Origin of the sequence: Nonomuraea sp. NPDC003709, from assembly GCF_040610775.1 — a bacterium.
GTDB classification, from domain to species: domain Bacteria; phylum Actinomycetota; class Actinomycetes; order Streptosporangiales; family Streptosporangiaceae; genus Nonomuraea; species Nonomuraea angiospora_A.
This window is the reverse complement of sequence record NZ_JBEXMW010000001.1, coordinates 394,579-417,189: the sequence shown is the minus strand read 5'-3', so window position 1 is coordinate 417,189 and position 22,611 is coordinate 394,579. Positions and strand designations below refer to the sequence as shown.

Here is a 22,611-nt window from a genome sequence, read left to right as displayed (position 1 = left end):
ACAGCAGATGCGGAAAGGGTCACGCGTTCGACCGCGTGACCCTTCCGCCCATATACCTAAACGGCCTGGCGCTTGATCCGTCTGCGCTCCCGCTCGGACAGCCCTCCCCAGATGCCGAACCGCTCATCGTGCTCGAGTGCGTATTCCAGACACTCTGCACGGACCTCGCACGATCGGCAGACCTTCTTGGCCTCTCTGGTGGAGCCGCCCTTCTCCGGGAAAAACGCCTCCGGATCCGTCTGCGCGCACAACGCGCGCTCCTGCCAGCCGAGTTCTTCAGCGTCAAGCTGATCCTGTGCGATGACCGGATCGGTCACTGCACACCTCCCTGCCGCCCGCCCGCAATGGAGCCCCCCATGGACGCCTTCCTTATTACCCACCCATCGGAAGGCGTAACAACATGGTTGTAATTACACGCGTGTGCTGTAGCTGACGTCAAGCGGCATGCAGCTATCCGGGGAAAGACCAGAGCTCGCCCCGGTGTGCTTGGCATGTGATGTTCACGCCCGGCCGACACCCTTTTGCGCGCGGCGTCGTAAGGCTCGTTCAACCTGTCAGCGGTCCGAACCGTACCAGGGCGGGATAGACACCCGCCCAGGCCCCACCTTCTCTCTAGTCGTTCATTACCGGTCCGTTACCTGCGGGGCTCGTTGGGCGTGTATATGGCCGTAGGGTCGATGGGGTCGTCTCCCGGGCGCGCGCCGTAGGGGGTGGAGTCGAGCCGCATCGTCGCGTCGCCGACAGGCTCCGCCTGCTGGGGCCAGGGCTGCTGCTGCTGTTGGGGCGCCTGGTGGGTGGGCCGGTACTGGCCCTGCTGGGGCTCGTAACCACCCTGCTGGGGGTGCTGCGGGTGGCCGAGCGGGTCGTCGTACGACCTGGGCGCCTGGCTGGAGTAGTCGGGCACGCGCAGCTCCGGCTGGGTGCCCGCGGTGGAGTGCTGGGCCGTCGAGTGCTGGCCGGTGGAGTGCTGGTACGTCTCCGCCTGCTGGTAGGCGTCCATGAGCTGCTGGGAGCGCGGGTCCACGGGCGGGTCGGGCTCCTGGTACGCGGACGGGGTGGCGTACTCGCGGCCCGAGTAGCCGGTGAACGGCTGGCCGCCCTGCTGGTCGAAGGCGCTCTGGCCGAAGTACGGCTGCTGTTCGGCGGCCGGCGGGTAGGGGACGCTCGGCGCGGTGTCGCCGGCCGGCGTCGGGAAGGCCTGGTCGGCGAACGCGTTGGGCGCGGCCTCCGGGGGCGCGTACGGGTTCGGGCGGTCCGCGGGCGGGGCGTAGGGATTGGGCTGCTGGTCCGCGGGCGGGGCGTACGGGCTGGGCTGGTCCGTCCCGGGCGGCGCGTACGGGTTGGGGCTGGGCTGGCCGTAGGCGCTCGGCTGGCTGTCGGCCGGGACGTACGGGGCAGGCTGGTACTCGACGGCCGGAGGAGTGGAGTACTCCTGGGCCGAGGGGGCCGACGGGGCCGTGTCGGCGGGGGCGTAGGCCGACGGGGCGAAGCCCTGCGGGGCGTAGGCCTGGTCCGGCTGGCCCTGGTCCGACGAGCCGAAGCTCGGCGGGGCATAGGACGGGTCAGGCTGGCCCGGTCCGAAGCCCTGGGGAGCGAAGGACTGCTCGGGCGGCTCCACCGGCTGGAAGCTCGGCGAGGAGTAGCCCTGGCCGGCCTCCCCCGGTCCGAAGCCCTGCGGGGCGAAGGACGGCTCAGGCTGGCCCGCCCCGAAACCCTGCGGGGCGTAGGGCTGCTCAGGCTGGTTCGATCCGAAGCCCTGGGGAGCGTAGGGCTGCTCGGGCTGGCCCGACCCGAAGCCCTGGGGGCCGAAGGACTGCTCGGGCTGGCTCTGGTCGACCGATCCGAAGCTCTGCGGCGCGTAGGGCTGGTCCGGCTGGCTCTGCTCCAACGAGCTGAAGCTCGGCGTGGAGTAGGACTGGTCGGACTGGCCCTGCTCCGACGGGCCGAAGCTGGGCGCGGGGTAGGGCTGCTCGGGCTGGCTCTGGTCCGAGGGGGCGGCGGGCAGGGCGCCCCTGATCACGTGCAGTTGGGGCTGCGGCTCCGGTTGCGCGGCCTGGGGCTCGGGCTGGCCGCCGAAGCTCGGGGGCTGCTGGCCGTACTGGCCCGACGGGGGTTGCTGGCCGTACTGACCGGAAGGGGGCTGCTGCCCGTAGCCGGGCTGCTGGCCGGACGGCGGCTGCTGGGCGAAGCCCGGCTGCGGGCCGTACGCGCCCGAGGGCGGCTGCTGGCCGTAAGGGGCCTGGCCGTAGCCGGGAGCCTGCTCGGGCTGCCCGAAGCCCTGCTGCGGCTGCTCAGGCTGCCCGAAGCCCTGCTGGGGCTGGTCGGGCTGACCGAACTGCTGGGCCTGGTCGGGCTGGCCGAACTGCTGGGGCTGCTCAGGCTGGCCGAACTGCTGGGCCTGGTCGGGCTGGCCGAACTGCTGCGGCTGCTGCCAGGGCGCCTGCTGCCCGAGGTTCGGGTGGTGGTAGACCTGCGCGACGGGCCGCTCCGGCAGGATCTGCGGGATCAGGTACACCAGCGCGACGGCGACCAACGCGACGGAAGGCACGCCAAGGAGCACCAGCTGCATCGTCGGCCAGGCCCCGAGCCCGGAGAACAGGCCGAGGATCAGCGACAGCATGCCGAACACCGTGGCCAGCACCAGCCCGACCGCCGACCCGTACATGATCGGCTTGGCCTTGGGCGACGGTTCGCCGACCTTGGTGACCAGCAGCACGGCTCCGAGCAGCAGCGCGGGCACGACGGGGTTCGCCAGGTCCAGGACGTTCGCCGCCGCCCGCCTCGTCAGGGACAACGACGAGCCGACCAGGACGTCGCCGACCGTCAGCAGCACGGTCAGCAAGCCGAGGACGAGCATGATCCATGCGCCCGGCTCCTTCAGCCGGGCGACGTCAAATTTGCTCACAAGTACCCCCATCGGACCCTTTAGCCCGAAGGGAGTTTGCCACATGACCGACTCGGGTGGCGGGGGTCCCAGGAACCTCCTGCATCCCAATTCGGCCTACACCTGGCACTTCTCTCATAACAAGTGGGGTAAAACCACACCCGAGACGGGGCTGTCAGGGGCCGATGGAAGACTGGCGGCATGCACATCGTGTCACTCGCGGGCGGTATCGGCGGCGCCCGTTTCCTGCGCGGACTACGCGCGACCGCGCCGGATGCCACCATCACCGTCATCGGCAACACGGGTGACGACATCACCCTGTTCGGCCTGCGGGTCTGCCCCGACCTCGACACCGTGATGTACACCCTGGGCAACGGCATCGACGAGGAGCAGGGCTGGGGGCGCGCCAAGGAGTCCCACGTCGTCAAGGAGGAGCTGGCCGCATACGGCGTGGAGCCGCAGTGGTTCGGGCTCGGCGACCGCGACTTCGCCACCCACATCGTGCGCTCGCAGATGCTGGAGGCCGGCTACCCGCTCTCCCAGATCACGCAGGCGTTGTGCGCGCGCTGGCAGCCGGGCGTGCGGCTGCTGCCGATGACCGACGACCGCTGCGAGACCCACGTGGTGATCGAGGACGAAAACGGCAAGCGCGCCATCCACTTCCAGGAGTGGTGGGTGCGGCTGCGCGCCTCGGTCCCGGCGCAGTCGTTCGCGCTGGTGGGGGCCGACACGGCCAAGCCCGCGCCGGGCGTGCTCGACGCGATCGAGCAGGCCGACGTGGTGATCCTGCCGCCGTCCAACCCGGTCGTGAGCATCGGCACGATCCTGCAGGTCCCGGGCATCCGCGACGCCCTGCTACCCAAGACCGTGGTCGGGGTCTCGCCCATCATCGGCGGCGCGCCGGTCAGGGGCATGGCCGACGCTTGCCTGACCGCCATCGGGGTGGAGACGACGGCGCAGGCCGTGCTCGACCTGTACGGCCCGGAGCTGATCGACGGGTGGCTGGTGGCGGAGGAGGACGAAGGGGTCGCGCTCGACGGCGTACGGGTGATCGCCCGGCCGATCCTCATGCACGACGCCGACGCCGCCGCCGACATCGCCCGCACCGCGCTCGACCTGGCCCAGGAGCTCGCCCGATGACCAGCGCCCCCCGGCGTTTCGAGGTGATCGCCGTCGAGGGCATCGGCGAGGTGCGGCCCGGCGACGACGTCGCGGAGCTGCTCAAGGACGCCGGCCTGCGGGACGGCGACATCGTGGTCGTCACGTCCAAGATCATCAGCAAGGCCGAGGGCCGCGTCCGCCGGGCGCCCGACCGCACCCAGGCCATCGAGGACGAGACCGAGCGCGTGGTGGCCAGGCGGGGCGACACCGTGATCTCCCAGACCCGCCACGGCTTCGTCATGGCCGCCGCCGGGGTCGACGCCTCCAACACCGAGCCGGGCACCGTGCTCCTCCTCCCCGAAGACTCCGACGCCTCGGCCAGGCGCATCCGGAAGGGCCTGGCCGTGCGGGCGGGCGTGATCGTCTCCGACACGTTCGGCCGCCCGTGGCGCAACGGGCTCACCGACGTGGCCATCGGAGTGGCGGGCATGCGCCCGCTCGACGACTTCCGTGGCACCTCCGACGGCTACGGCAACGAGCTCAACGCCACCGTCACCGCGCTGGCCGACGAGATCGCGGGCGCCGCCGAGCTGGTCAAGGGCAAGCTCGGCGGGGTCCCGGTGGCGATCGTGCGCGGGCTGTCCCATCTGGTCACCGACGACGACGGGCCCGGGGTCAGGCCGCTGGTGCGGCCGGCCGACGACGACCTGTTCCGCTACGGGTCGCGGGATGTCGTGTTCGCCCGCCGTACGATCAGGGAGTTCTCGGACCGGCCGGTCGATCCGGCGAAGGTACGCAGGGCGGTCGCGGCGGGCATCGCCGCGCCGGCGCCGCACCACACGACCCCCTGGCGGTTCGTGCTGGTCGAGTCGCCGGAGACGCGCACCAAGCTGCTCGACGCCATGCGCGACGCGTGGATCGAGGACCTGCGCGGCGACGGGTTCAGCGAGCAGTCGATCGCCAAGCGGATCAGGCGGGGCGACGTGCTGCGCGACGCGCCCTGTCTGATCGTGCCGTGCCTGGTGATGGAGGGCTCCCACACCTACCGCGACGATCGGCGCAACGCGTCGGAGCGGGAGATGTTCGTCGTGGCGGCCGGCGCCGGGGTGGAGAACCTCCTCATCCAGCTCGCCGTCGAGGGGCTGGGCTCGGCGTGGGTGTCGTCCACGATGTTCTGCCGCCCGGTGGTCCGCGAGGTGCTCGACCTGCCCGGCTCCTGGGACCCGATGGGCTGCGTGGCCGTCGGCCACGCGGCCGCCCCGCCCCGAGACCGCGCGCCCCGCGACCCGGACGACTTCATCGTCACGCGCTGACCGAGGCCCGAAAGGATAGGTCAGACGGGCATTTACCGTTAGGAAAGTTTCCTTTACATTTGGGGCATCCCCCCATGTGAAGGAGCAACTTCATGAGAAGGACGCTCACGTTAGTCGCCGTGGTGGTGATCGCCGTCGCCACCACGCTGTTCAACACGGCGCCGGCGTTCGCGCACGGCTACGTCAACTCCCCGCCCAGCCGGCAGGCCAACTGCGCCCAGGGCAAGGTCCCCAACTGCGGCAACATCATCTACGAGCCGCAGAGCGTGGAGGGCCCGAAGGGGCTGCGGAACTGCCACGCCAACCTGTCGCAGTTCGCGCAGCTCAGCGACGAGAGCAAGCCGTGGCCGGTCGCCCAGGTGGGCACCACGGTGACCTTCAACTGGACGTTCACCGCCAGGCACGCCACGCTCAACTACGAGTACTACATCGGCAACACGCGGGTCGCCGTCTTCAACGGCAACGGCCAGCAGCCGCCCGCGACGGTCTCGCACACGGTCAACCTGTCCGGCTACTCGGGCCGGCAGAAGGTCCTGGCGATCTGGAACATCTCCGACACCACCAACGCCTTCTACTCGTGCATCGACCTGCAGATCGGCGGCGGTGGCGGCAACCCGACCCCGACCCCCACCCCGACCGTCACGCCGACCCCCAACCCGACGCCCACGCCCACTCCCACGACGCCGTCGGGCACGTGGAAGGCCGGCACCGCGTACGCGGTCGGCAACACCGTCACCTACAACGGCGTCACGTACCGCTGCATCCAGGCCCACACCGCGCTGGCCGGCTGGGAGCCGCCCAACGTTCCGGCGCTCTGGCAGCGCGTCTAGCCAGCCAGAAGGGGGCGTTCCGCCAGGAGCGCCCCCTTTCTCATGGGGTCGGCTTGCAGGTGGGGTGGCAGAGCCGGCGGGCCAGGGCGGCGAGGAAGACGTCGATGATCTCCCCCGGCTCCTGGGCCTCGTGCAGCGAGCCGTTCGTGGCGGCCGTGATCCGCGACAAGCTGTCGTGATCGACGCCCTTGCCGAACGCGATGATGATGATCTGTATGGGCTTGTCGGGGTTCCACTCGTGGCGCAGCTTGTCGAGGAGCTCCGGCAGCTTCGTGCCCTTGCCGTCGTCCTTGCCGGCCGTGATCACCAGGAGCGCGTTGTTCATCTCCTCGCGGTACTCGCTGGTGACCTTGCGGAAGCCGCCGAGTACCGCGTCGTAGAGCGAGCTGTCCAGGGTGGGATGGGCGGTGATCGTGCCGGTCAGCTCGGCGAGGCGGCTCTTGCGTACCACCTGTCCGGTCTGGGGCTCGTTGATCGGGCCGAGCCCGACCCGCTCCCGGTAGGGCTTGAGGCCGCCCAGCCCCTCGGCGAACTCCCACAGGCCCATGTGCGTCGAGTCCGGGAAGAGCTGCAGCCCGATCTTGGCCGCGTCCAGCGCGATGCTGATCCTGGTGGTGCCGTTCAGCGACTCGGCCATGTGCTTGGAGGTGTCGGCCAGGACGAGGATGTTCGTCGGCGGGGCCAGCCGGCTCCAGGCCCGCAGCGCCTCGTCGATGTCCTGCGACGACACCGACGACCTGGTCTTCGGCGTCTCCGAGGGGATCTGCGGCCCCGGCGAGATGGGGCCCAGGGTGCCGTCGCCCGACCTGAACCCGGCCCGCCGGACGATGTCCTGCGCCTGCGAGCCCTTCAGCCAGTCGGCGAAGACCGTGGACGCCTCGGCCACCGTGGGGTCGGTCGCGGTGACGACGTACGGGTAGTCGAGGTTGATCGTGCCCTCGCGCGGGTGCAGCGCGACGACCGGGTCGGCGGAGGGGCGCTGGTTGTGGTTCCAGACCGACTGCTCGGGGACGATGACGACCGGACGCTGCCAGAACGTGTGGTCGTCGACCGCCGCCAGCATGCTGCGGTAGTCGGGGGCGGAGCCGGCCTGCGCCCACCGTACGAACGCGGTCAGCGCCTTGTCCGCCTCCGGCCCCGTGCCGACGACGTCCCTGGCGGCGGCCACGGTCGCGATGCCCGCCCCGGCCAGCGACGGGTCTGGTACGCGTACGACGTCCGGCTCGTCCGAGTTGGGCGTCAGCCGCCCGCGCACGGTGGCGGGGAAGACCATCCGCCAGTTCATCTCGGTCTTACCCACGGAGAAGCGCTGGGCCAGCGACGAGCGGGTGGCGAACACCAGCGGCGAGGTCGCCACGACGCTCTCACCGGCGGGCAGCGCGCTCGCGCCCTGCTGGCGGGCCAGCCTGATCCAGGCCGACGAGTCCGCGATCCACCCGTCGGGCCGCTCGCGCAGGACGCCCGCGCGGTCGCCGATCAGCGTGCGCAGGACGGTGGCCGGCGACTGCTCGGTCACCTGGACCAGCACGCACCGGCCACCCACGGACGTCTTCGTCTCGTTGAACCGCTCGGCGGCCTCCATGGCCGCCGGGGCCACGTCGACGGCCGCCGCGACGCTGACCAGAACAGGCTCTCGTGTGCTGCACAGCAGGCCGCCACTGCCGAACACCACCACGAGGCCGGCGGCCACGATGGCCACCGCGGTCAGGCCCGCCAGCATGCCGCGCCGTAAAGCCTTCCTGCGTCGCAGCTCAGCGGGCAGCGGAGCGCGGTGCCGACCTAACCGCACGGTGAACCTCTCTCCCAGGGGAGTGATGATTCTTCCAGCGCCTCCCATGGCGGGCGCAAGCCTTGTTAGAACATGTTACAACTACGCCATCGGCAGGACCCTCCGGACGCTCTTGCACACGCCGTCGCTGGCCTCGGACGCCGCGAGCCGTTCGTCCGCAGGGACGCCGTACTCGGTGGTGCGCTGCCTGACGGGCCTGCCGGTGACCTCGACCATCTCGCGCAGCTCGCTGATCGTCTTGTACGAGCCGTTCTCCGAGCCCGCCATGCGGCTGATGGTCTCCTCCATGAGGGTGCCGCCGAGGTCGTTCACGCCGCCCTGGAGCACCTGGCGGCACAGGTCGTCGCGGAGCTTCACCCAGGAGCACTGGATGTTCTTGATCGAACCGTGCAGGAGGATCCTGGCGAGCGCGTGCACGGCCCTGTTCTCCGCCGCCGTGGGGCCCGGGCGGGCGATCCCGGCCAGGTAGATGGGGGCGCTGGTGTGCACGAACGGCAGCAGCACGAACTCGGAGAACCCGCCGGTCCGCTCCTGGAGGCTGCGGATCAGCTTGATGTGCCTGACCCAGTGCAGGTGGTTGTCGACGTGCCCGTACATCATGGTGGACGTGGTCGGGATGCCCACTTTGTGGGCCGTCGTGATGACCTCGACCCACTCCTTCGCGGGCAGCTTCCCCTTGGTCAGCACCCACCTGACGTCGTCGTCCAGGATCTCGGCCGCCGTCCCGGGCAGCGAGTCGACCCCGGCCTCCTTGGCCGCCTCCAGCCACGCCTGGATGGACATGTCGGTGCGGCTGGCCCCGTTGATGACCTCCATCGGGGAGAACGCGTGCACGTGCATCCCGGGCGTCCGCTCCTTGACCGCCCTGGCCAGGTCGAAGTACGCGGTGCCGGGGAGATCGGGGTGGATGCCGCCCTGCATGCACACCTCGGTCGCGCCCGCGTCCCACGCCTCCTGCGCCCGGTCGGCCACCTGGTCCAGGCTCAGGGTGTACGCGTCGGCGTCCGTCCTGCGCTGGGCGAAGGCGCAGAAGCGGCATCCGGTGTAGCACACGTTCGTGAAGTTGATGTTCCTGTTGACGACGTAGGTGACCTCGTCACCCACGGCCTGCCGGCGGAGGTCGTCGGCGATGGCGGCCAGCTCGTCCAGCGCCTCGCCTTCGGCGGCCAGCAACGCCACGGCCTCGGCGTCACTCAACCCGCCCGGATCGGCCGCCGCCCTCCGCAACGCCCGCCGCACCTCCCCAGGCGTCCCGCCCCCCGCAGGGGCGCCGGTGAGCGAGGCGCCACCCGAAGCGCCCCCGGCCACAGCGCCCGCGGGCCCCGCGTCGGGGTGCGCGGCGTCAGCGCCCTCCGCAACCCGCGCTCCGGGCGCCGGCGCGGCGGGGACCCCGGCGGCGGTGCTCGGCGCAGCGCGTGCGGCGAGATCCGACCCCGCACCGTCCGACGGCGCGGTGGACGACGACGTGGTGGACGACGACGTGGTGGACGACGACGTGGCGGCTGAGGGGAGGCGGTCGCGGAGGGCGGTCCAGTCGCCGTAGACGTGGTCGAAGTCGTCCCGCCGATCGTGCGTGCGCCCCGCCGTGTCCACCTCCACGTGCAGATCGACCCGCCCCGACGACGCGAACCCGCCGTCCGGCTCCTGCCACGGCAACCCCCGCAGCTCGGCGTCAGGGCGGGCGAGCCCCGTGGCGGGGTCCGCCAGGGCGGCCACGTGGGCGAAGAGCCGGGGGTCCAGCCACGGCTCCCCGGCCACCACGTACTCGGGATAGATCGTCAGCCGCTCCCGGAGCTGGAATCCGGACTCGGCGGTCCGGGTCTCCAGGAGGGAGATCTGCGGCCAGGGCCGCTCGGGGTTCACGTGGTCGGGGGTGAGCGGAGACACCCCGCCCCAGTCGTCGATGCCCGCCCGGATCATCAGCGCGTACTCGGAGTCCACCAGGTTGGGCGGCGCCTGGATGCGGACCCGGGGCCCGAGCACGAGCCGCGCGACCGCGATCGTGGCCGCCAGCTCCTCCAGGGACGCGTCGGGCAGCCCCCGCATCGCGGTGTCGGGCTTGGCGCGGAAGTTCTGGACGATGACCTCCTGGATCCCGCCGTACTCGCGCGCCACCCGCCGGATCGCGAAGATCGACTCGGCCCGGTCCTCGATGGTCTCGCCGATACCGATCAAGATCCCGGTGGTGAAGGGCACGTTCGTCCGGCCGGCGTCCTCCAGGACGCGCAGGCGTACGGCCGGGTCCTTGTCCGGCGACCCGTAGTGGGCCTCCCCCTTCTCCTCGAACAGCCGCCGCGACGTCGTCTCCAGCATCATCCCCATGGACGGCGCGACGGGCTTGAGCCGCTGCAGGTCACGCCAGGTCAGCACCCCCGGGTTGAGGTGCGGCAGCAACCCGGTCTCCTCCAGCACTCCGATCGCCATGGCCCGCACATAAGAAAGGGTGTCGTCATAGCCGTGCGCGTCGAGCCAGGAGCGCGCCTGGTGCCAGCGGTCCTCAGGCCGGTCCCCCAGCGTGAACAGCGCTTCCTTGCACCCCATGGCCGCCCCTTGCCGGGCGATCTCCAGCACCTCGTCAGGGCTCAGGAACGGCGCGGGCAGCTTGTGCGGCGCGGTCGCGAAGGTGCAGTAACCACAACGGTCCCGGCAGAGCCGGGTCAACGGGATGAACACTTTCTTGCTGTACGTGATGATCCCTTCGCGGCCGACCGCCCGCAGCCCGGCGTCACGCACGCGGGAGGCATGTTCGAGCAGGGCGTCGAGGTGCTCGCCCCTGGCCTGCAGGAGGACGGTCACCTCCGTGGCGTCGAGGGCCTTGCCGTCGCGGGCACGTGCGAGGGCCCGGCGGAGTGCGGAATCACTGACGAGACTCATACGGGCACAGTACGACGGCTGAGTTCGCCGCACGCACCCAGGGGCCCGGCGCGTCAGAAGGATCGGTAGTCGCGTACGGACATCCGGGGCCCGCGCGCGGGCGGGCGCAGACCGGTGAGCCAGACCAGCACCGCGACGCGGTGCCGATGCCCCTGGTACGGCTCCAGCAGCCGCAACATCCCAGGGTCGTCGGTCTTCTCCCCGGTCAGCGCGTAGCCGACGAGCTTGGCCAGGTGGTAGTCGCCGACGCTCACCGCGTCCGGGTCGCCCAGCGCGCGCTGGCGCACCTCGGCGGAGGTCCACACCCCGATCCCGGGCAGCGCCCGCAGCAGCCGGTCGAGCTCCTCGGTGGTCGCGGCGGCCTCCAGCTTGTCGGCGTGCCAGGCGGCGTTCGCGATCGTCCGGGCGCGGACGGCCTCCGCTCCCGCGCGGTGCCAGTGCCAGCTGGGGATCTGCCGCCACACCACGGTCTCGGGCACGACCCGCATCCCCTCGGGCGCGGGTCCGGGCGCGGGCTCGCCGTACCGGCCGAGCAGCCACCGCCAGGCCCGCCACGCCTCCTGCCCGACCACCTTCTGCTCGAGCACGGCCGGTACGAGGGCCTCCATGACCCGCCCGGTACGCCCGATCCGCAAACCCGGATTTTTCCTGACAACCTCCGCCAAAACCTCATGCTTGGCGACAAATCCGGAAGTGTCGTCGAATGCCCCCAACAGCGCCGGCAGCGCCTCCAGCGCCCACTCCGCGCCCGGCCCCCACGCCTGCCCGTGCACGCACCCGGCCGTGACGCTCACCCGCAGCGTGCACGGCCCGTCGGGCGTCCTGGACGTGCGCCACACGGACCCGTCAGAGCCCTGCCGCCAGGTGGGATCCCCGCCGCCGCGCTTGTGCGGCTGCAACGCCAGCCCCACGTCCAGCGGCCCCTCGGGCACCCACCTGCGCTCCCTCACCCGTCCAGTCTGCCCCCACCGCCGCGCTGCCCGTGACCGGGCCGCAGGAGCAAGGGCAGAGGCTCAGACGTCGCTCGAATAGCGCATCGCGCGCTCGGGCAGCTCCACGCCCGGCCAGATGCGCACGCCGTTCTGCAGCTCGTTGCCCGGCCCCACGATGGCGCCGTCGCCGATCACCGCGTCGCACACCACCGTGCCCGCGCAGACCCGCGCGCCCCGCCCCACCACGGAGTCCGTCACGGAGGCGCCCGCCTCGATGACGCAGTCGTCGGTCAGCACCGAGCCCACCACCGTCGCCCCGGCCTCGACCACGACCCGCGCGCCCACCGCCGTGCCGCCCTGCACCTTGGCCTCAGGCGAGACCTGAGCCCCTTCCAGCGCGAGGAACTCCCCGGTCGGCCCGGGCAGCGCGGGCGAGTCGAGCCGCCCCAGCACCAGGTCGCGCGACCCCCGCACGAAGGCCGCCGGGGTGCCGACGTCGAGCCAGTAGGTGCGGTCGGCGTAGCCCAGCACCAGCTCGCCCGCCTCGATCAGCCCGGGGAACGTCTCCCGCTCCACGGACACGATCTCGTCGCGGGGGATGGAGTCGATCACCGACCGGGTGAACACGTAGCAGCCGGCGTTGATCCGGTTGGTGACCGGGTTGGGCGTCTTCTCCAGGAAGGCCGTCACCCGCCCGGTCTCGTCGGTCGGGACGCACCCGAACCGGGAGGGATCATCGACTTCTGTCAAATGGAGCGTTACAGCGGCATGTCGTGCCAGGTGGGTGCGTACCTGATCGCCGATGTCGTGGCCGGAGAGGATGTCCCCGTTGAGGATGAGGACCGGGTCGGACGGCCCCGCCGTGAGGGCTTCGGCGGCGTTGCGGATCGCGCCGCCGGTGCCCAGCGGCGTCTCCTCGGTGATGTATTCGAGTGAGAGCCCGAACGCCGACCCGTCGCCGAAGGCGGGCTCGAACATCGACGCCTTGTAGGAGGTGGCGAACACGATCCGGCGGACCCCGAAAGATCGCGCACGGGCGAGTTGGTGGGCCAGGAACGGCACTCCGGCGGTCGGCAGCAGCGGTTTCGGCGTGCCCAGTGTCAGCGGACGCAGGCGCGTACCCTGCCCCCCGACCAGGAGGATCGCCTCAAGGTCTGGCAAAGAGCTCTCCATCACTCCGTGAGGTTACCGAACTATTCGATCGCGCGTTGATAAGAGCTGAGATGCGCCTCGGCCGAGGCGTCCCAGGTGAACTCGCGTGCTCTTGCCAGCCCCGCCTCCCGCAGCTGCCCCCTGCGGGCGGAGGAGCCCAGCAGGTGTCCGAGCGCCACGGCGATGCTGTCGGCGTCGGGCTCAGTGTAGGCCACGGCGTCGCCGCCGACCTCTGGCAGAGACGTGTGATGCGTCGTCAGGACCGGCGCGCCGCAGGCCATGGCCTCCAGCACCGGCAGGCCGAACCCCTCGCCGCGCGACGGGAAGGCCACCACGAGCGCCCCGCCCAGGAACCCGGGCAGGTCGGGCGCGCGCAGGTAGCCGGGCCGGATGACCCTGACGGTGGCCTCCACCTCCCGGCAGGCGGCGTCGACGTCGTCCTCGTGGACCCCGCCGCCGATCACCAGCGCGGGCGGCGCGTCCAGGTGCTTCGCGGCGGCGGCGAAGCCGCGGATGAGGTTGGGAACGTTCTTACGGGGGTCGAGCGCGCCCAGGAACGCCACATAGGGCTGGCCGTGCAGCCCGCACCGCAGCGCGACCCGGCGGATCTCGTCGTCGCTCGGCGGGTGGAACTGCCCCAGGTCGACTCCGTGGTAGGCGACGTCGATGCGGGTGGGGTCGGCGGCGAGCACGCGGACGAGCTCGTCCCTGGTCGCCTTGGAGGGCACGATCACCCGCCGGGCGTGGCGCACGGCGGTGCGGGTGGCGGAGCGGAAGAACGACGCCCGCGGACTGTGCTGGTCGGGCTCGGTGAACCAGGTGGCGTCGTGGATCGTCACCACGGTCGGCAGGCCCGAACCGAGCGGGATGGAGTAGTAGGGGGCGTGGATCACGTCCGCCCCCGCCTGTCGGGCGAGCAGCGGCAGGCCGGTCTGTTCCCAGGCGAGCCGGGCGGCCCTGTTGGAGATCGCCACGGGCCCCGGGAGGACCAGGGCCGAGGGCGCGAGGCGCCGGTAGCGTTCGGCCTCCGATCGCTGGCAGACCACCGCGAGGTCTGCGCCGGCTCGGTCGAGCGCGGCCACGAGCCCGTCCACATATCTGATCAACGCGCCACGGTCCGCGGGGACCGCCGCCGCGTCGACGAGCACTCGAGGCATTACGTAGATCTTCTCCCCTCAAGATCAACGTGGGACTGGTGTCCCCCTCTGAAGTTCAGCTTATGACCAGCCTCCCCTAAATCGCCGGTCAAATCACACGGAGTTGCGACGCGCTGCGATTCCCGCCATACCGGCGCAGATCAGGTCCCCCAAAATAATGACAATGCGGGATGAAAGAGCCACCGCGATCGCCGCGCCACCGTCCACGTGAGGCGCCAGCACCGCGACCATCGCGACCTCCCGCACGCCCGCGCCCGCCGGGACGACGAAGGTCAGGATGCCCAGGCACCACGACAGCGCGAAGGCCCCGACGGCGAAGAGCAGGCCGCCCTGGGGGGCGACGAAGTAGAGGTGCACGCCGTAGCAGAGCCAGCCGGCCAGCGCCCAGCCGAGGGCGGCGAGCATGCCGCGCCGGGTGAGCGGGCGTTCGAGCGGCTCCCGCTTGAGCTTGCGCAGGGCGTACCCGATCACGGCGTTGATGACCTTGGGCTCCAGCAGGACCAGCAGCAGCGGGATGAACAGCAGCAGCCAGCCGTAGCGGTCCCAGCCGAGCGTGACCAGCGAGACGAGCAGGCCGGTCGCCAGCTGGATGGGCATCATCAGGAAGAACGCCGCCGCGCTGCGCGAGCGCGGCACGCCGAGGTCGCGGCCCATCTCCATCTGGGCGATCACCGGCCAGACGGCGCCGGGGATGTATTTGCCGAGCTGGCCCACGAAGAAGACCTTGGCGGCGGGCCTCAGCGGCAGCGGGGAGCCGAGATCGGCCAGGAGGGTGCGCCAGGTGAGCATGGCGCCGAGCAGCGCGGCGACCACGGCGACCAGCGACCCGGCCAGCGCGGCCCACGACAGCCTGGCGAACCCGGCCACCACGGTGTCCCACTGCTTGGCCACGGCCCAGGCGCCGAAGCCGAGCGCGACGGCCAGGAAGCCGTACCGGACGAGCCTGCGGACCGGCGAGCGCCGCGGGACGGCCTCCTCTTTCACTGTCGTCACAGCGGGCGGACCCGCTCGGGCGGCTGCGGCAGCGCCGCGCCCGCGGGCCGCCGCGGCGTCTTGGTGGCCACCCACAGGTACGTGGGCACCAGGGGCAGCAGCAGCCTGAGCACCTCGCGGGGAGCGCGGGCCAGCACGGTCTGCGCGATCCGCCCCAGCGCCCCCGGGAACAGCTCGCCCCCCGCGAACCGGCCCGGCGTGGCCAGCACGGGGAAGGTGTAGTCCCACACGTGGAAGGCCCGCAGCATCCTGCGCAGCCCGCGCCGCGTCCTGAACCGCTCGTAGTAGTGGTCGGCCCGCCCGGACGCCCGCACGTAGCGGTCGGCCAGCGCGGGCGGCAGGTAGGACAGGAACGGCAGCTTGTAGTGGGGCTCCATGACGCCGAGCCGGTTGCCCAGCCCCAGGTAGAGGACCCCGTCGTCGGACAGCACCCGGTGCATCTCGGCCACCACGGAGTCGGGGTCGACCACGTGCTCGTAGATGTGGTTGAAGACCAGCACGTCGATCGACCCGTCGGGGAAGGGCAGCGCGGTGCCGTCGCCGCACACGAACGCCACCCGCTCGCCGAACCGGTCGGCGGCCTTGCGCAGCCCCGGCACGTCGATGTCGATGCCCAGCGTGTGCTTCGCCCCGGCCTGCGCGAGCTCGTCGGCGATGAACCCCGCGGAGCAGCCCACGTCGCCCACCGTCAGCCCGCTCAGCGGCCCGCGGAAGTGCTCGAGCACCGCGATGATCTTCGCAGCCTTCCGCCGCCGTTTGCCCTCGTCGAGCATGGCGGACTGGAACTCCGAGTATTCGAGCTGCGCGACTCGTTGCTTACCCACGAGGACCCACAGTACCCAAATGGGCATGGGTCCGAAGCCGGTGCGGGCCGCGCCCGCGGTCTCCGGCGCCGCCGTCTGGCCTGCCCGGCGGAGCACGCGTAGCCTGAGCGAATGCTCCGTCGCCTGCTGCGCGTCGTCCTCGCCCTGATCGCCCTCGGCTTCCTGGGTTACGGGCTGGCCACGAACTGGGACGAGACCACCGGGGCGGTGGCGGCGATGTCGCCGTGGGCGGTGCTCGGGGCGTTCGCGGCGGTGCTGCTCGGCCAGGTCTTCATCCTGGTGGCCTGGCGGGAGATCCTGGCGGGGCTCGGCACGCGGGTGCCGCTGCGGGTCGCCGGGCGGATCATGTTCGTGGGCCAGCTGGGCAAGTACATCCCGGGCGCCGTGTGGGCGTACGCGGCGATGATGGACCTCGGGCGCGACCACGGCAGCCCGCCGCGGCGCACGTTCGCGACGATCTCCCTGAGCCTGGTGATCAACCTCGGCGTCGCCGTCTCGATCGCCGCGGCGACGCTGGGCTCGCTGGAGGCGGTGCGCAAGGCCTGGTACCTCGTGCTGCTCGTGCCGATGATCATCGTGTGCCTGCATCCCAAGGTGCTCACCTGGGGTCTCAACCTGGCGCTGCGGATCGCGCGCAAGGAGCCGCTGGAGAGCGTGCTGCCCGGCCGTACCGTGGTCGTCGCGGTGGCGTGGACCGCGCTCGGCTGGTTCGTGTACGGCCTGCACATCTGGTTGCTCTCCGGCCGCTCCGACCTCTACCTCGTCGCGACCGGAGCGTACGCGTTCGCGTGGGCCACCGGGATCCTCACCATCGTCGTGCCCGCGGGGGTCGGGGTCAGGGAGGGCGCGCTGGTGCTGGTGCTCGCGCCGCTCATCGGCACCCCGGCGGCGCTCGCGGTGGCGATCGTGTCGCGGCTGGCGTTCACGCTGGCGGACGCGACGGCCGCGGGCATCTCGTTCGTGCTCGGCCGTCAGGCGGCCAGCAGCGTCCCCGCGTACGCCGACCAGAACGGCTCGGGATCGACGGCCTTGACGCCCGACCGCAACCTCTCGGGCTCGCCCGAGGCGTAGAAGCGTTCGAGGGCCGCGCGCAGCGCCCCGGCGTCACCCGGCTCGACCAGCAGCCCGTCCACGCCGTCGGTGACGTGGTCGGCGAGCGCGCCGACGCGGGTGGCGATCACCGGCACGCCGTGCTCGTGGCCGAGCCAGACGTTCTGGCTGGCGGTCGCGTTCCGGTACGGGAGCACGAGCGCGTCCGCCCGCGCGAACAGCCCCGGCACGTCCTCGGCGGCCACGTAGCCGGGCCGCAGCTCGACCCGGTCACCGAGGCCCAGCTCGGCGATCAGCGCCCGCGTCTCGTCGAGCCCGCCCCAGAACTCCCCCGCGACGGTCAGCGAGATCCCATCGGGCAGCGCCCTGAGCAGCAGGTCCAGCCCCTTGTACGGCCGCACGATGCCGAAGAACAGCAACCGGCGATGGACCTGGGTGGACTTCTCAGCGTTGGTGGAGGGCAGGTGCGGCGGCAGCGCCGCCACGCTGACCGGGCTGCCCGTCAGGCCCCTGGCCAGCCCGGCCTGCTGCTCGGAGTGGGTCAGCACCCCGTCGACCCGCTTGAGCAGCGCCTTCATGAGCGGCTCGTCGTACGGCTTGCGCTCGTGGGGCAGGACGTTGTGGCAGAGGGCAATAGTCCTGACTTTTCGCCTTATCCCGTACAAAATCCCCAAATATGCGGGGACCTGCACCGGACTCAGCACGGCCAGCACCACCAGATCCGCCGACCTGAGCCGCCTCCCGGCGGACACCCACCCGTCGGGACGCCGCCAGTCGAGCCTGCGCAGGGTGTTCGGGAAAGGCGTGCCCTCCGGCGCGGAGATCGTCTGCTGCCCCGGGTAGAGGAACGACGGATACTGCGCCCGCCACGACTCGATCACCACGTCGTGACCCTGGGCCGCGAGGCGGTGCGCCAGCTCGGTGGTGTGCTGGGCCCCGCCCCCCTTGTACGGATAGGTGGGGCCGACGATCGCGATCCGCACGCGCTACTCCCCCCGCGAGCGCACGATCAGGTCGGCGAGCAGCGCCACGGACCCGATCAGCAGCCCGGACAGGAAGATCATCACGGTGTTGGCCGGGAAGTAGAACGGCTTGTGGATCATGTCCCACACCACACCCTTGACGAACCCGATACCCACCAGCCACAACGCGGGCGGCATGAGCACCTTGAGCGGGTTGAAGTACATGATCATCCGCAGCACCTGCATGATGTAGCGGTACGCGTCGGACACGAAGCTGAACTTCGACTTCCCGGCCCGCTTGGCGTACTCGATCGGCAGGTAGTAGATGTCGTGCTGGTTGGACAGGAACGACAGCGTGATCGTCGTCACACACGAGAACCCGGGCGGGAGCAGCCGCAGGTAGGGCTTGGCCACCGTCCTGCGGAAGGCCCGCAGGCCCGAGTTGAGGTCGGGGATCTTCTGCCCGGCCAGCTGCTCCGCCACCTTGCGGATCACCCACTTGGCGGGGACCCGCAGCAGCTTGTGGGAGCCCTCCTCGCTGGTGCGCGCGCCGACCACCTGGTCGATCGTGGGGTCCTTCTCCAGGATCTGCACCAGCTCGGGGATGCGCTCGTTGGGGTAGGTCATATCGGCGTCGGTCCAGACGACGATCTCGCCCTTGGCCTCCTGCGTGCCGATGCGCCGCACGGTGCCCGCGCCGCCGTTGCGGTGGAAGGCGCGGATGCGCAGGTGAGGGTAGTCGGGAGCGGCCTGCTTCAGCCTGGCCAGCGTCTCGTCGGTCGAGCAGTCGTCCACGGCCACGAGCTCGTAGGTGTAGCCGCTCGAGTCCATGGACCTGGTGATGCGCTCGACTTCATCGATGACGTGATCCTGCTCGTTGTAGCAGGGAAGAACGATGGTGACGTACGGCGCTTCTTCCACGGCAGGTCCACTCTTCGGGGTCTCTAGCGTGCTCACGGGCCTTGAGGGTACTCTGCCCAACTCAAAGCCGAGTCCACGTGCGCCCACTGGGAGCTCCCACTTCCAAGATCATCCATTCCCTTCGGGGAGGGCCATCCAGGCGCCGATCTGCAGGCCCCAGGTGCCGTTCGGGGCGTCCACGAGAGAGCGTTCGTCCTGGCGGGAGGCCAGCGCGAAGACCTGAGTCGGAGATCCGTACGGCGCCACCTGGTAGTCGTCGGCGGCCAGCACGACGGGGACGCGGCCCGCGGCGCGCACCCGGGCGATCAGCCGGCGCACCTCCGCCTCGGGGGCGGTGTCCACCGAATCCTCGCGGGCCACGATCGCCGCCGGGCGGTCGCACATGCCGCGTACGAGCTGGGTGAACCGATCGCCGGTCACCCGCTCCACGATCAGCACCGACGCGTCGGGCGGGAACTTCGCGCACATCCCCGCCACCGCCGCCGCCTCGCCCCGCTCGACCGGCGTGAACGCCGTCCCGATGGAGGTGACGGCCGGCGGCGCGAGGACGATCAGGACGGCGAGCGTCATCCCCCACCGCCGCGCCCGGGGCCCGCGCGGCCAGGACGGCGGGTGCGCCCGGAGCAGGTCGCGCAGCCATGCCAGGCCGTACATGGCGAGCAGGATCAGGCCCGGGATCACGATGGGGACCAGGCGGCGGGCGGCCCACGGGTGGTCGGGGGTGATCTCGGGGCGCAGGAGCGTGGTGACGGTGGTCCAGCCGATCACCGCGAGGGGCAGCAGCCACTCGAACGGCCCGCCGTCCCGCAGCAGCCTGCGCACCAGCACCGCCGCCGCGACCGTGGCCAGCACCACCACGGGGATGCCGACGTACCAGGTCACCCAGTGCAGGGAGTTCTCGAAGTAGAGCCGGGTGTCGTCCACGGGCAGGCCGTTGGCCTGCTGGGTCTGGGCGATCATGAGGGCCGTGCGCCGGTCGTCCTCCGTCACGGGCCGGCGGGTCACGGTCTGGAACCACGGGCGCGCGTACAGGCCGGCCATGAGCAGCACGACCAGCCCCGCCCCGGCCGCGGGGACCCACGCCGGCGGCCGGATCCTGGCCAGCAGCGGGGCGGCGGCCGTGCCCACCGCGGTGAACACGAGGACTGCGGCGCAGATGGCCAGCAGCGGCTTGACCGACCCCGACAGGTACGACAGGTAAGGCCGGGAGAGCAGATACGCCGCGAGCATCCCGGCCCCGGCGCCCGCCACCAGCCCGGCCGGCAGCGGCACGCCCAGCGCCCCCTGCGGCCTGGCGAAGCGGCGCATCGCGATCAGCAGCCCCGCGAACGCCAGCACCGGCAAGACGTCGCGCAGCCCGTCGACCCGGACCAGCACGGCCAGCCCGAACACCAGCCCGGCCAGCAGCCCGCGGGCCCGGCCCGGCCGGGCGAGCGCGTCGTGTGCCAGCGCCAGCCCGCCGAACAGCAGGATCAGCGACGGGATCTCGCTGAACGTGCTGCGCGAGGTGTAGAGGATCGGCAGGCTGACCGCGAACACCGCCGCCCCCAGCACCGCCCACCGCGCCCCCGCCAGCCGCGCCACCACCCCGGCCACCGTGAGCACGGCCAGCCCGCCCAGCACCGCCGGGATCGCGAAGGGCATCCCCAGCCAGTCGCCGACCGCGAACAGGATCGGCGGCCCCGGCATGAACTGCGGCACCACCGCCCCGTCGAACGCGTAGAACCCGACGCTCTTGAAGATCAGCGACGGGTCCGGGCCGCCGAACGCCCAGGCCTGCGTGGGAATGGGCAGCGAGCCGTGGCCCGCGATCCAGGCCGCGTACTGCGCGTACGTGGCCGGGTCGCGCCTGACGACGATCTGCTCGGTGTGCATGAGCGTGTTGAACACGCCGGACGCCACGGCCACCGCCACGACGCCCATGACCTGCCGGGATGTGGCCTCGGCCACCTTGCTCAGCCGCCGGGTGCCGGCCCAGCAGAGCAGGGCGGCGGCGGGCAGCCCGAGCAGCACCGCGGGCAGCGGCGCGAAGTGGCCGAGCAGCAGCAGCGGCAGCCCCGCCACCAGCCAGCCCGCCACGGCGAGCGCGGGCGCCACCGAGAGCACGGCGAGCGTCCGCCCGGATCGGTCGAGTCCCATCGGTGAGCGAGCGTATCCAACCTGGAGGTCCCGGTGGGTTCCGCCACACGGCGGGCGATCTTCATCTCAACCGGGGAGACCTGGCGTGCGTACCCCTTATCGGCCGGTTGGCACGGGGTTCACTGAATGGCGGGTAGCGTACGTGGGCACTACGGGACATGCCGGAGAGACAGCGGGAGGGCGTGCGGGTGATGCCGGAGACTCGCGCCGACGTGCCCGCTCGCAGAGGCCTGGCGTGGGTCGGGGATCCGTCCCGGTGGAGGCGGCACGGGTGGTTCCTGGCGGTCCTCGCCCTCGGCACGGCCCTGCGCGCCCTGGCGATGCTGGGCTACCGGCCGGCCCTGTGGTTCCCCGACTCCTACACCTACGTCGTCACCGTCTTCAAACCCCGCCCCGACCTGGTCCGCCCGGCGGGCTACTCGATGTTCCTGAAGCTGCTGGAGCCCTTCCACACCTTCGGGATGGTCACGGCCGCGCAGCACCTGCTCGGCCTGGCCACCGGCGTGCTGATCTACCGGGTCGCGCGACGGGCGCCGAGGTGGGTGGCGACGCTGGCCACGGTGCCGGTGCTGCTCGACGCGTACCAGATCGAGCTGGAGCACCTGCTCGTCTCGGACACGCTCTTCATGTTCCTGGTGGTGGCGGCGGTGGCGCTGTGCGGGTCGGAGCGGCGGCGCACGGTGGCCGCCATCGGCCTGCTGCTGGCCGCCGCCACCCTCACCAGGACCGTCGGCCAGCCTCTCATCCTGCTCCTGGCCGCCTGGTACGTGCTGCGCGGGCGCCTGCGCCTGGCCGGGCTGCTGCTGGCCACCGCCCTCGTGCCGGTCATCGCGTACGGCGCCTGGTTCTACGCCACGTACCAGCGGGTCGGGCTCGTGGGCGCGAACGGCGTCTTCATGTACGCCCGCACGATGTCGTTCGCCGACTGCGCCAGGATGGACCCGCCGCCGGACCTGCGGGTCCTGTGCGACCCGCGCCCCCCGGAGCGGCGGCCGCCGTCGCAGGAGTACATCTGGGCGAAGGACTCCCCGCTCGTGCTGCTGCCCGGGATCACGTTCACGAAGGAGACCGACGACCTGGCGGGCCGGTTCGCGACGCTGGCGATCACCAGGCAGCCGCTCGACTACGCCGCCTCGGTGCTGACGGAGCTGGGCCGCACGTTCACGTGGGGCCGCCCGGTCTACCCCGATCCGGAGATCTACGGCTACTACCAGTTCCCGGTGACGGAGCCGGGGCCGCCTGGCCGCTATCCCGCACAGGTCGGCGCCGACTATGCCAAGCTCTACGAGCGGGGCGAGATCGGCACGGAGATCGTCGAGCCCTACGCCGGCTGGCTGAGGGCCTACCAGAACATGGTGCGGCTGCCCGGCCCGCTGCTCCTGGGGGTGCTGCTGGTGCCCCCGGTGGCGGCCGCCATCCGCCGGAGCGGGCGCAGGCGTCCCGCGCCCTGGCTGGTGCCCTGGTCAGCGGCCGTGGTGCTGCTGGTCACACCGGCCGCGGCGGCGGAGTTCGACTACCGATACGTGTTGCCGGCCGTGCCCCTGGCCTGTTTGGCGGCGGCCCTGAGCATCAGACCTGACGTGCGAAAACACTGCGTGAGCAAGAAAGAGTTTGGCGATGATATTCCACGTAATGTCCAGCTCTGAGTATGCTTTGCCGCGGAAACATCACGCCCGGGTCACGGTCGTTC

The 22,611-nt window shown here is 71.5% G+C and carries 17 protein-coding genes; 5 read left to right on the top strand and 12 right to left on the bottom strand.

Going from position 1 to position 22,611, the window contains the following annotated elements; translation table 11 throughout:
* Positions 1-56: 56 nt before the first annotated feature.
* Together ABZX61_RS02020 and ABZX61_RS02015 are read right to left on the bottom strand one after the other, a co-directional pair.
* On the bottom strand, positions 57-317 hold the full coding sequence (locus tag ABZX61_RS02020) for a WhiB family transcriptional regulator (RefSeq protein WP_020546325.1): 261 nt from the start codon (positions 315-317) through the stop codon (positions 57-59).
* Positions 318-634: 317 nt separating this feature from the next.
* The gene (locus ABZX61_RS02015; protein ID WP_355190748.1) at positions 635-2,905 is read right to left on the bottom strand and encodes a hypothetical protein; all 2,271 of its coding nucleotides are present in this window, start codon (positions 2,903-2,905) and stop codon (positions 635-637) included.
* Between the two features lie 180 nt (positions 2,906-3,085).
* Between ABZX61_RS02015 and cofD the strand changes: the two genes are divergently transcribed.
* From cofD to ABZX61_RS02000, 3 genes are all read left to right on the top strand, one after another.
* Positions 3,086-4,024 carry a 2-phospho-L-lactate transferase gene (gene cofD / locus ABZX61_RS02010; protein WP_355190746.1) on the top strand — a complete coding sequence of 313 codons (939 nt, stop codon included), beginning with the start codon at positions 3,086-3,088 and terminating at the stop codon, positions 4,022-4,024.
* A complete protein-coding gene (locus ABZX61_RS02005) occupies positions 4,021-5,298 on the top strand; it encodes a coenzyme F420-0:L-glutamate ligase (RefSeq protein ID WP_355190744.1) in 1,278 nt (425 codons plus the stop codon). Before cofD ends, ABZX61_RS02005 begins: the two co-directional genes overlap by 4 nt.
* Positions 5,299-5,390: 92 nt before the next feature.
* Complete coding sequence (locus ABZX61_RS02000; protein ID WP_350728378.1) at positions 5,391-6,128, top strand: lytic polysaccharide monooxygenase; 738 nt, start codon at positions 5,391-5,393, stop codon at positions 6,126-6,128.
* A 40-nt stretch (positions 6,129-6,168) separates the two neighbouring features.
* On the opposite strand, the gene ABZX61_RS01995 is transcribed toward ABZX61_RS02000, so the two are convergent.
* The 7 genes from ABZX61_RS01995 to ABZX61_RS01965 all read right to left on the bottom strand — a co-directional run bounded on the left by ABZX61_RS01995 (position 6,169) and on the right by ABZX61_RS01965 (position 15,849).
* Positions 6,169-7,917, bottom strand: coding sequence for a substrate-binding and VWA domain-containing protein (locus ABZX61_RS01995; RefSeq protein WP_355190742.1), 1,749 nt, complete (start codon positions 7,915-7,917; stop codon positions 6,169-6,171).
* Positions 7,918-7,998: 81 nt separating this feature from the next.
* A complete protein-coding gene (locus tag ABZX61_RS01990; RefSeq protein ID WP_355190740.1) occupies positions 7,999-10,791 on the bottom strand; it encodes a bifunctional FO biosynthesis protein CofGH in 2,793 nt (930 codons plus the stop codon).
* 53 nt (positions 10,792-10,844) lie between these two features.
* Positions 10,845-11,741: a DNA-3-methyladenine glycosylase 2 family protein gene (locus ABZX61_RS01985; RefSeq protein WP_355190738.1), complete on the bottom strand. Its 897-nt coding sequence runs from the start codon at positions 11,739-11,741 to the stop codon at positions 10,845-10,847.
* Positions 11,742-11,804: 63 nt separating this feature from the next.
* Positions 11,805-12,896, bottom strand: coding sequence for an NDP-sugar synthase (locus ABZX61_RS01980; protein ID WP_350728374.1), 1,092 nt, complete (start codon positions 12,894-12,896; stop codon positions 11,805-11,807).
* A gap of 20 nt (positions 12,897-12,916) precedes the next feature.
* Positions 12,917-14,032 carry a glycosyltransferase family 1 protein gene (locus tag ABZX61_RS01975; RefSeq protein WP_350728373.1) on the bottom strand — a complete coding sequence of 372 codons (1,116 nt, stop codon included), beginning with the start codon at positions 14,030-14,032 and terminating at the stop codon, positions 12,917-12,919.
* Positions 14,033-14,125: 93 nt separating this feature from the next.
* On the bottom strand, positions 14,126-15,025 hold the full coding sequence (locus ABZX61_RS01970) for a lysylphosphatidylglycerol synthase transmembrane domain-containing protein (RefSeq protein WP_355190735.1): 900 nt from the start codon (positions 15,023-15,025) through the stop codon (positions 14,126-14,128).
* Complete coding sequence (locus ABZX61_RS01965) at positions 15,022-15,849, bottom strand: class I SAM-dependent methyltransferase (RefSeq protein WP_355190733.1); 828 nt, start codon at positions 15,847-15,849, stop codon at positions 15,022-15,024. Before ABZX61_RS01965 ends, ABZX61_RS01970 begins: the two co-directional genes overlap by 4 nt.
* A gap of 111 nt (positions 15,850-15,960) precedes the next feature.
* On the opposite strand from ABZX61_RS01965, the gene ABZX61_RS01960 reads away from it, so the two are divergent.
* Positions 15,961-16,920, top strand: coding sequence for a lysylphosphatidylglycerol synthase transmembrane domain-containing protein (locus tag ABZX61_RS01960; RefSeq protein WP_355190731.1), 960 nt, complete (start codon positions 15,961-15,963; stop codon positions 16,918-16,920).
* Here the strand turns inward: ABZX61_RS01960 and ABZX61_RS01955 are convergent.
* The 3 genes from ABZX61_RS01955 to ABZX61_RS01945 form a co-directional block, all read right to left on the bottom strand.
* Positions 16,821-17,882 carry a glycosyltransferase family 4 protein gene (locus ABZX61_RS01955; RefSeq protein WP_355190729.1) on the bottom strand — a complete coding sequence of 354 codons (1,062 nt, stop codon included), beginning with the start codon at positions 17,880-17,882 and terminating at the stop codon, positions 16,821-16,823. The genes ABZX61_RS01960 and ABZX61_RS01955 overlap by 100 nt on opposite strands.
* A gap of 3 nt (positions 17,883-17,885) precedes the next feature.
* A complete protein-coding gene (locus tag ABZX61_RS01950) occupies positions 17,886-18,818 on the bottom strand; it encodes a glycosyltransferase family 2 protein (protein WP_355190727.1) in 933 nt (310 codons plus the stop codon).
* 72 nt (positions 18,819-18,890) lie between these two features.
* Positions 18,891-20,921 (bottom strand): hypothetical protein, encoded by a 2,031-nt coding sequence (locus tag ABZX61_RS01945; RefSeq protein ID WP_355190725.1) that lies wholly within the window; start codon positions 20,919-20,921, stop codon positions 18,891-18,893.
* A 158-nt stretch (positions 20,922-21,079) separates the two neighbouring features.
* Here ABZX61_RS01945 and ABZX61_RS01940 point away from each other — a divergent pair, with 158 nt between their 5' ends.
* Positions 21,080-22,567 (top strand): hypothetical protein, encoded by a 1,488-nt coding sequence (locus ABZX61_RS01940; protein ID WP_355190723.1) that lies wholly within the window; start codon positions 21,080-21,082, stop codon positions 22,565-22,567.
* Positions 22,568-22,611: the final 44 nt, after the last annotated feature.

Excerpts from the sequence above, each read along its gene's own strand:
- cofD (WP_355190746.1), top strand. The coding sequence starts at position 3,086 with ATGCACATCGTGTCACTCGCGGGCGGTATCGGCGGCGCCCGTTTCCTG.
- ABZX61_RS02005 (WP_355190744.1), top strand. The coding sequence starts at position 4,021 with ATGACCAGCGCCCCCCGGCGTTTCGAGGTGATCGCCGTCGAGGGCATC.
- ABZX61_RS02000 (WP_350728378.1), top strand. The coding sequence starts at position 5,391 with ATGAGAAGGACGCTCACGTTAGTCGCCGTGGTGGTGATCGCCGTCGCC.
- ABZX61_RS01990 (WP_355190740.1), bottom strand. The coding sequence starts at position 10,791 with ATGAGTCTCGTCAGTGATTCCGCACTCCGCCGGGCCCTCGCACGTGCC.
- ABZX61_RS01980 (WP_350728374.1), bottom strand. The coding sequence starts at position 12,896 with ATGGAGAGCTCTTTGCCAGACCTTGAGGCGATCCTCCTGGTCGGGGGG.
- ABZX61_RS01975 (WP_350728373.1), bottom strand. The coding sequence starts at position 14,032 with ATGCCTCGAGTGCTCGTCGACGCGGCGGCGGTCCCCGCGGACCGTGGC.
- ABZX61_RS01960 (WP_355190731.1), top strand. The coding sequence starts at position 15,961 with ATGCTCCGTCGCCTGCTGCGCGTCGTCCTCGCCCTGATCGCCCTCGGC.
- ABZX61_RS01945 (WP_355190725.1), bottom strand. The coding sequence starts at position 20,921 with ATGGGACTCGACCGATCCGGGCGGACGCTCGCCGTGCTCTCGGTGGCG.
- ABZX61_RS01940 (WP_355190723.1), top strand. The coding sequence starts at position 21,080 with ATGCCGGAGAGACAGCGGGAGGGCGTGCGGGTGATGCCGGAGACTCGC.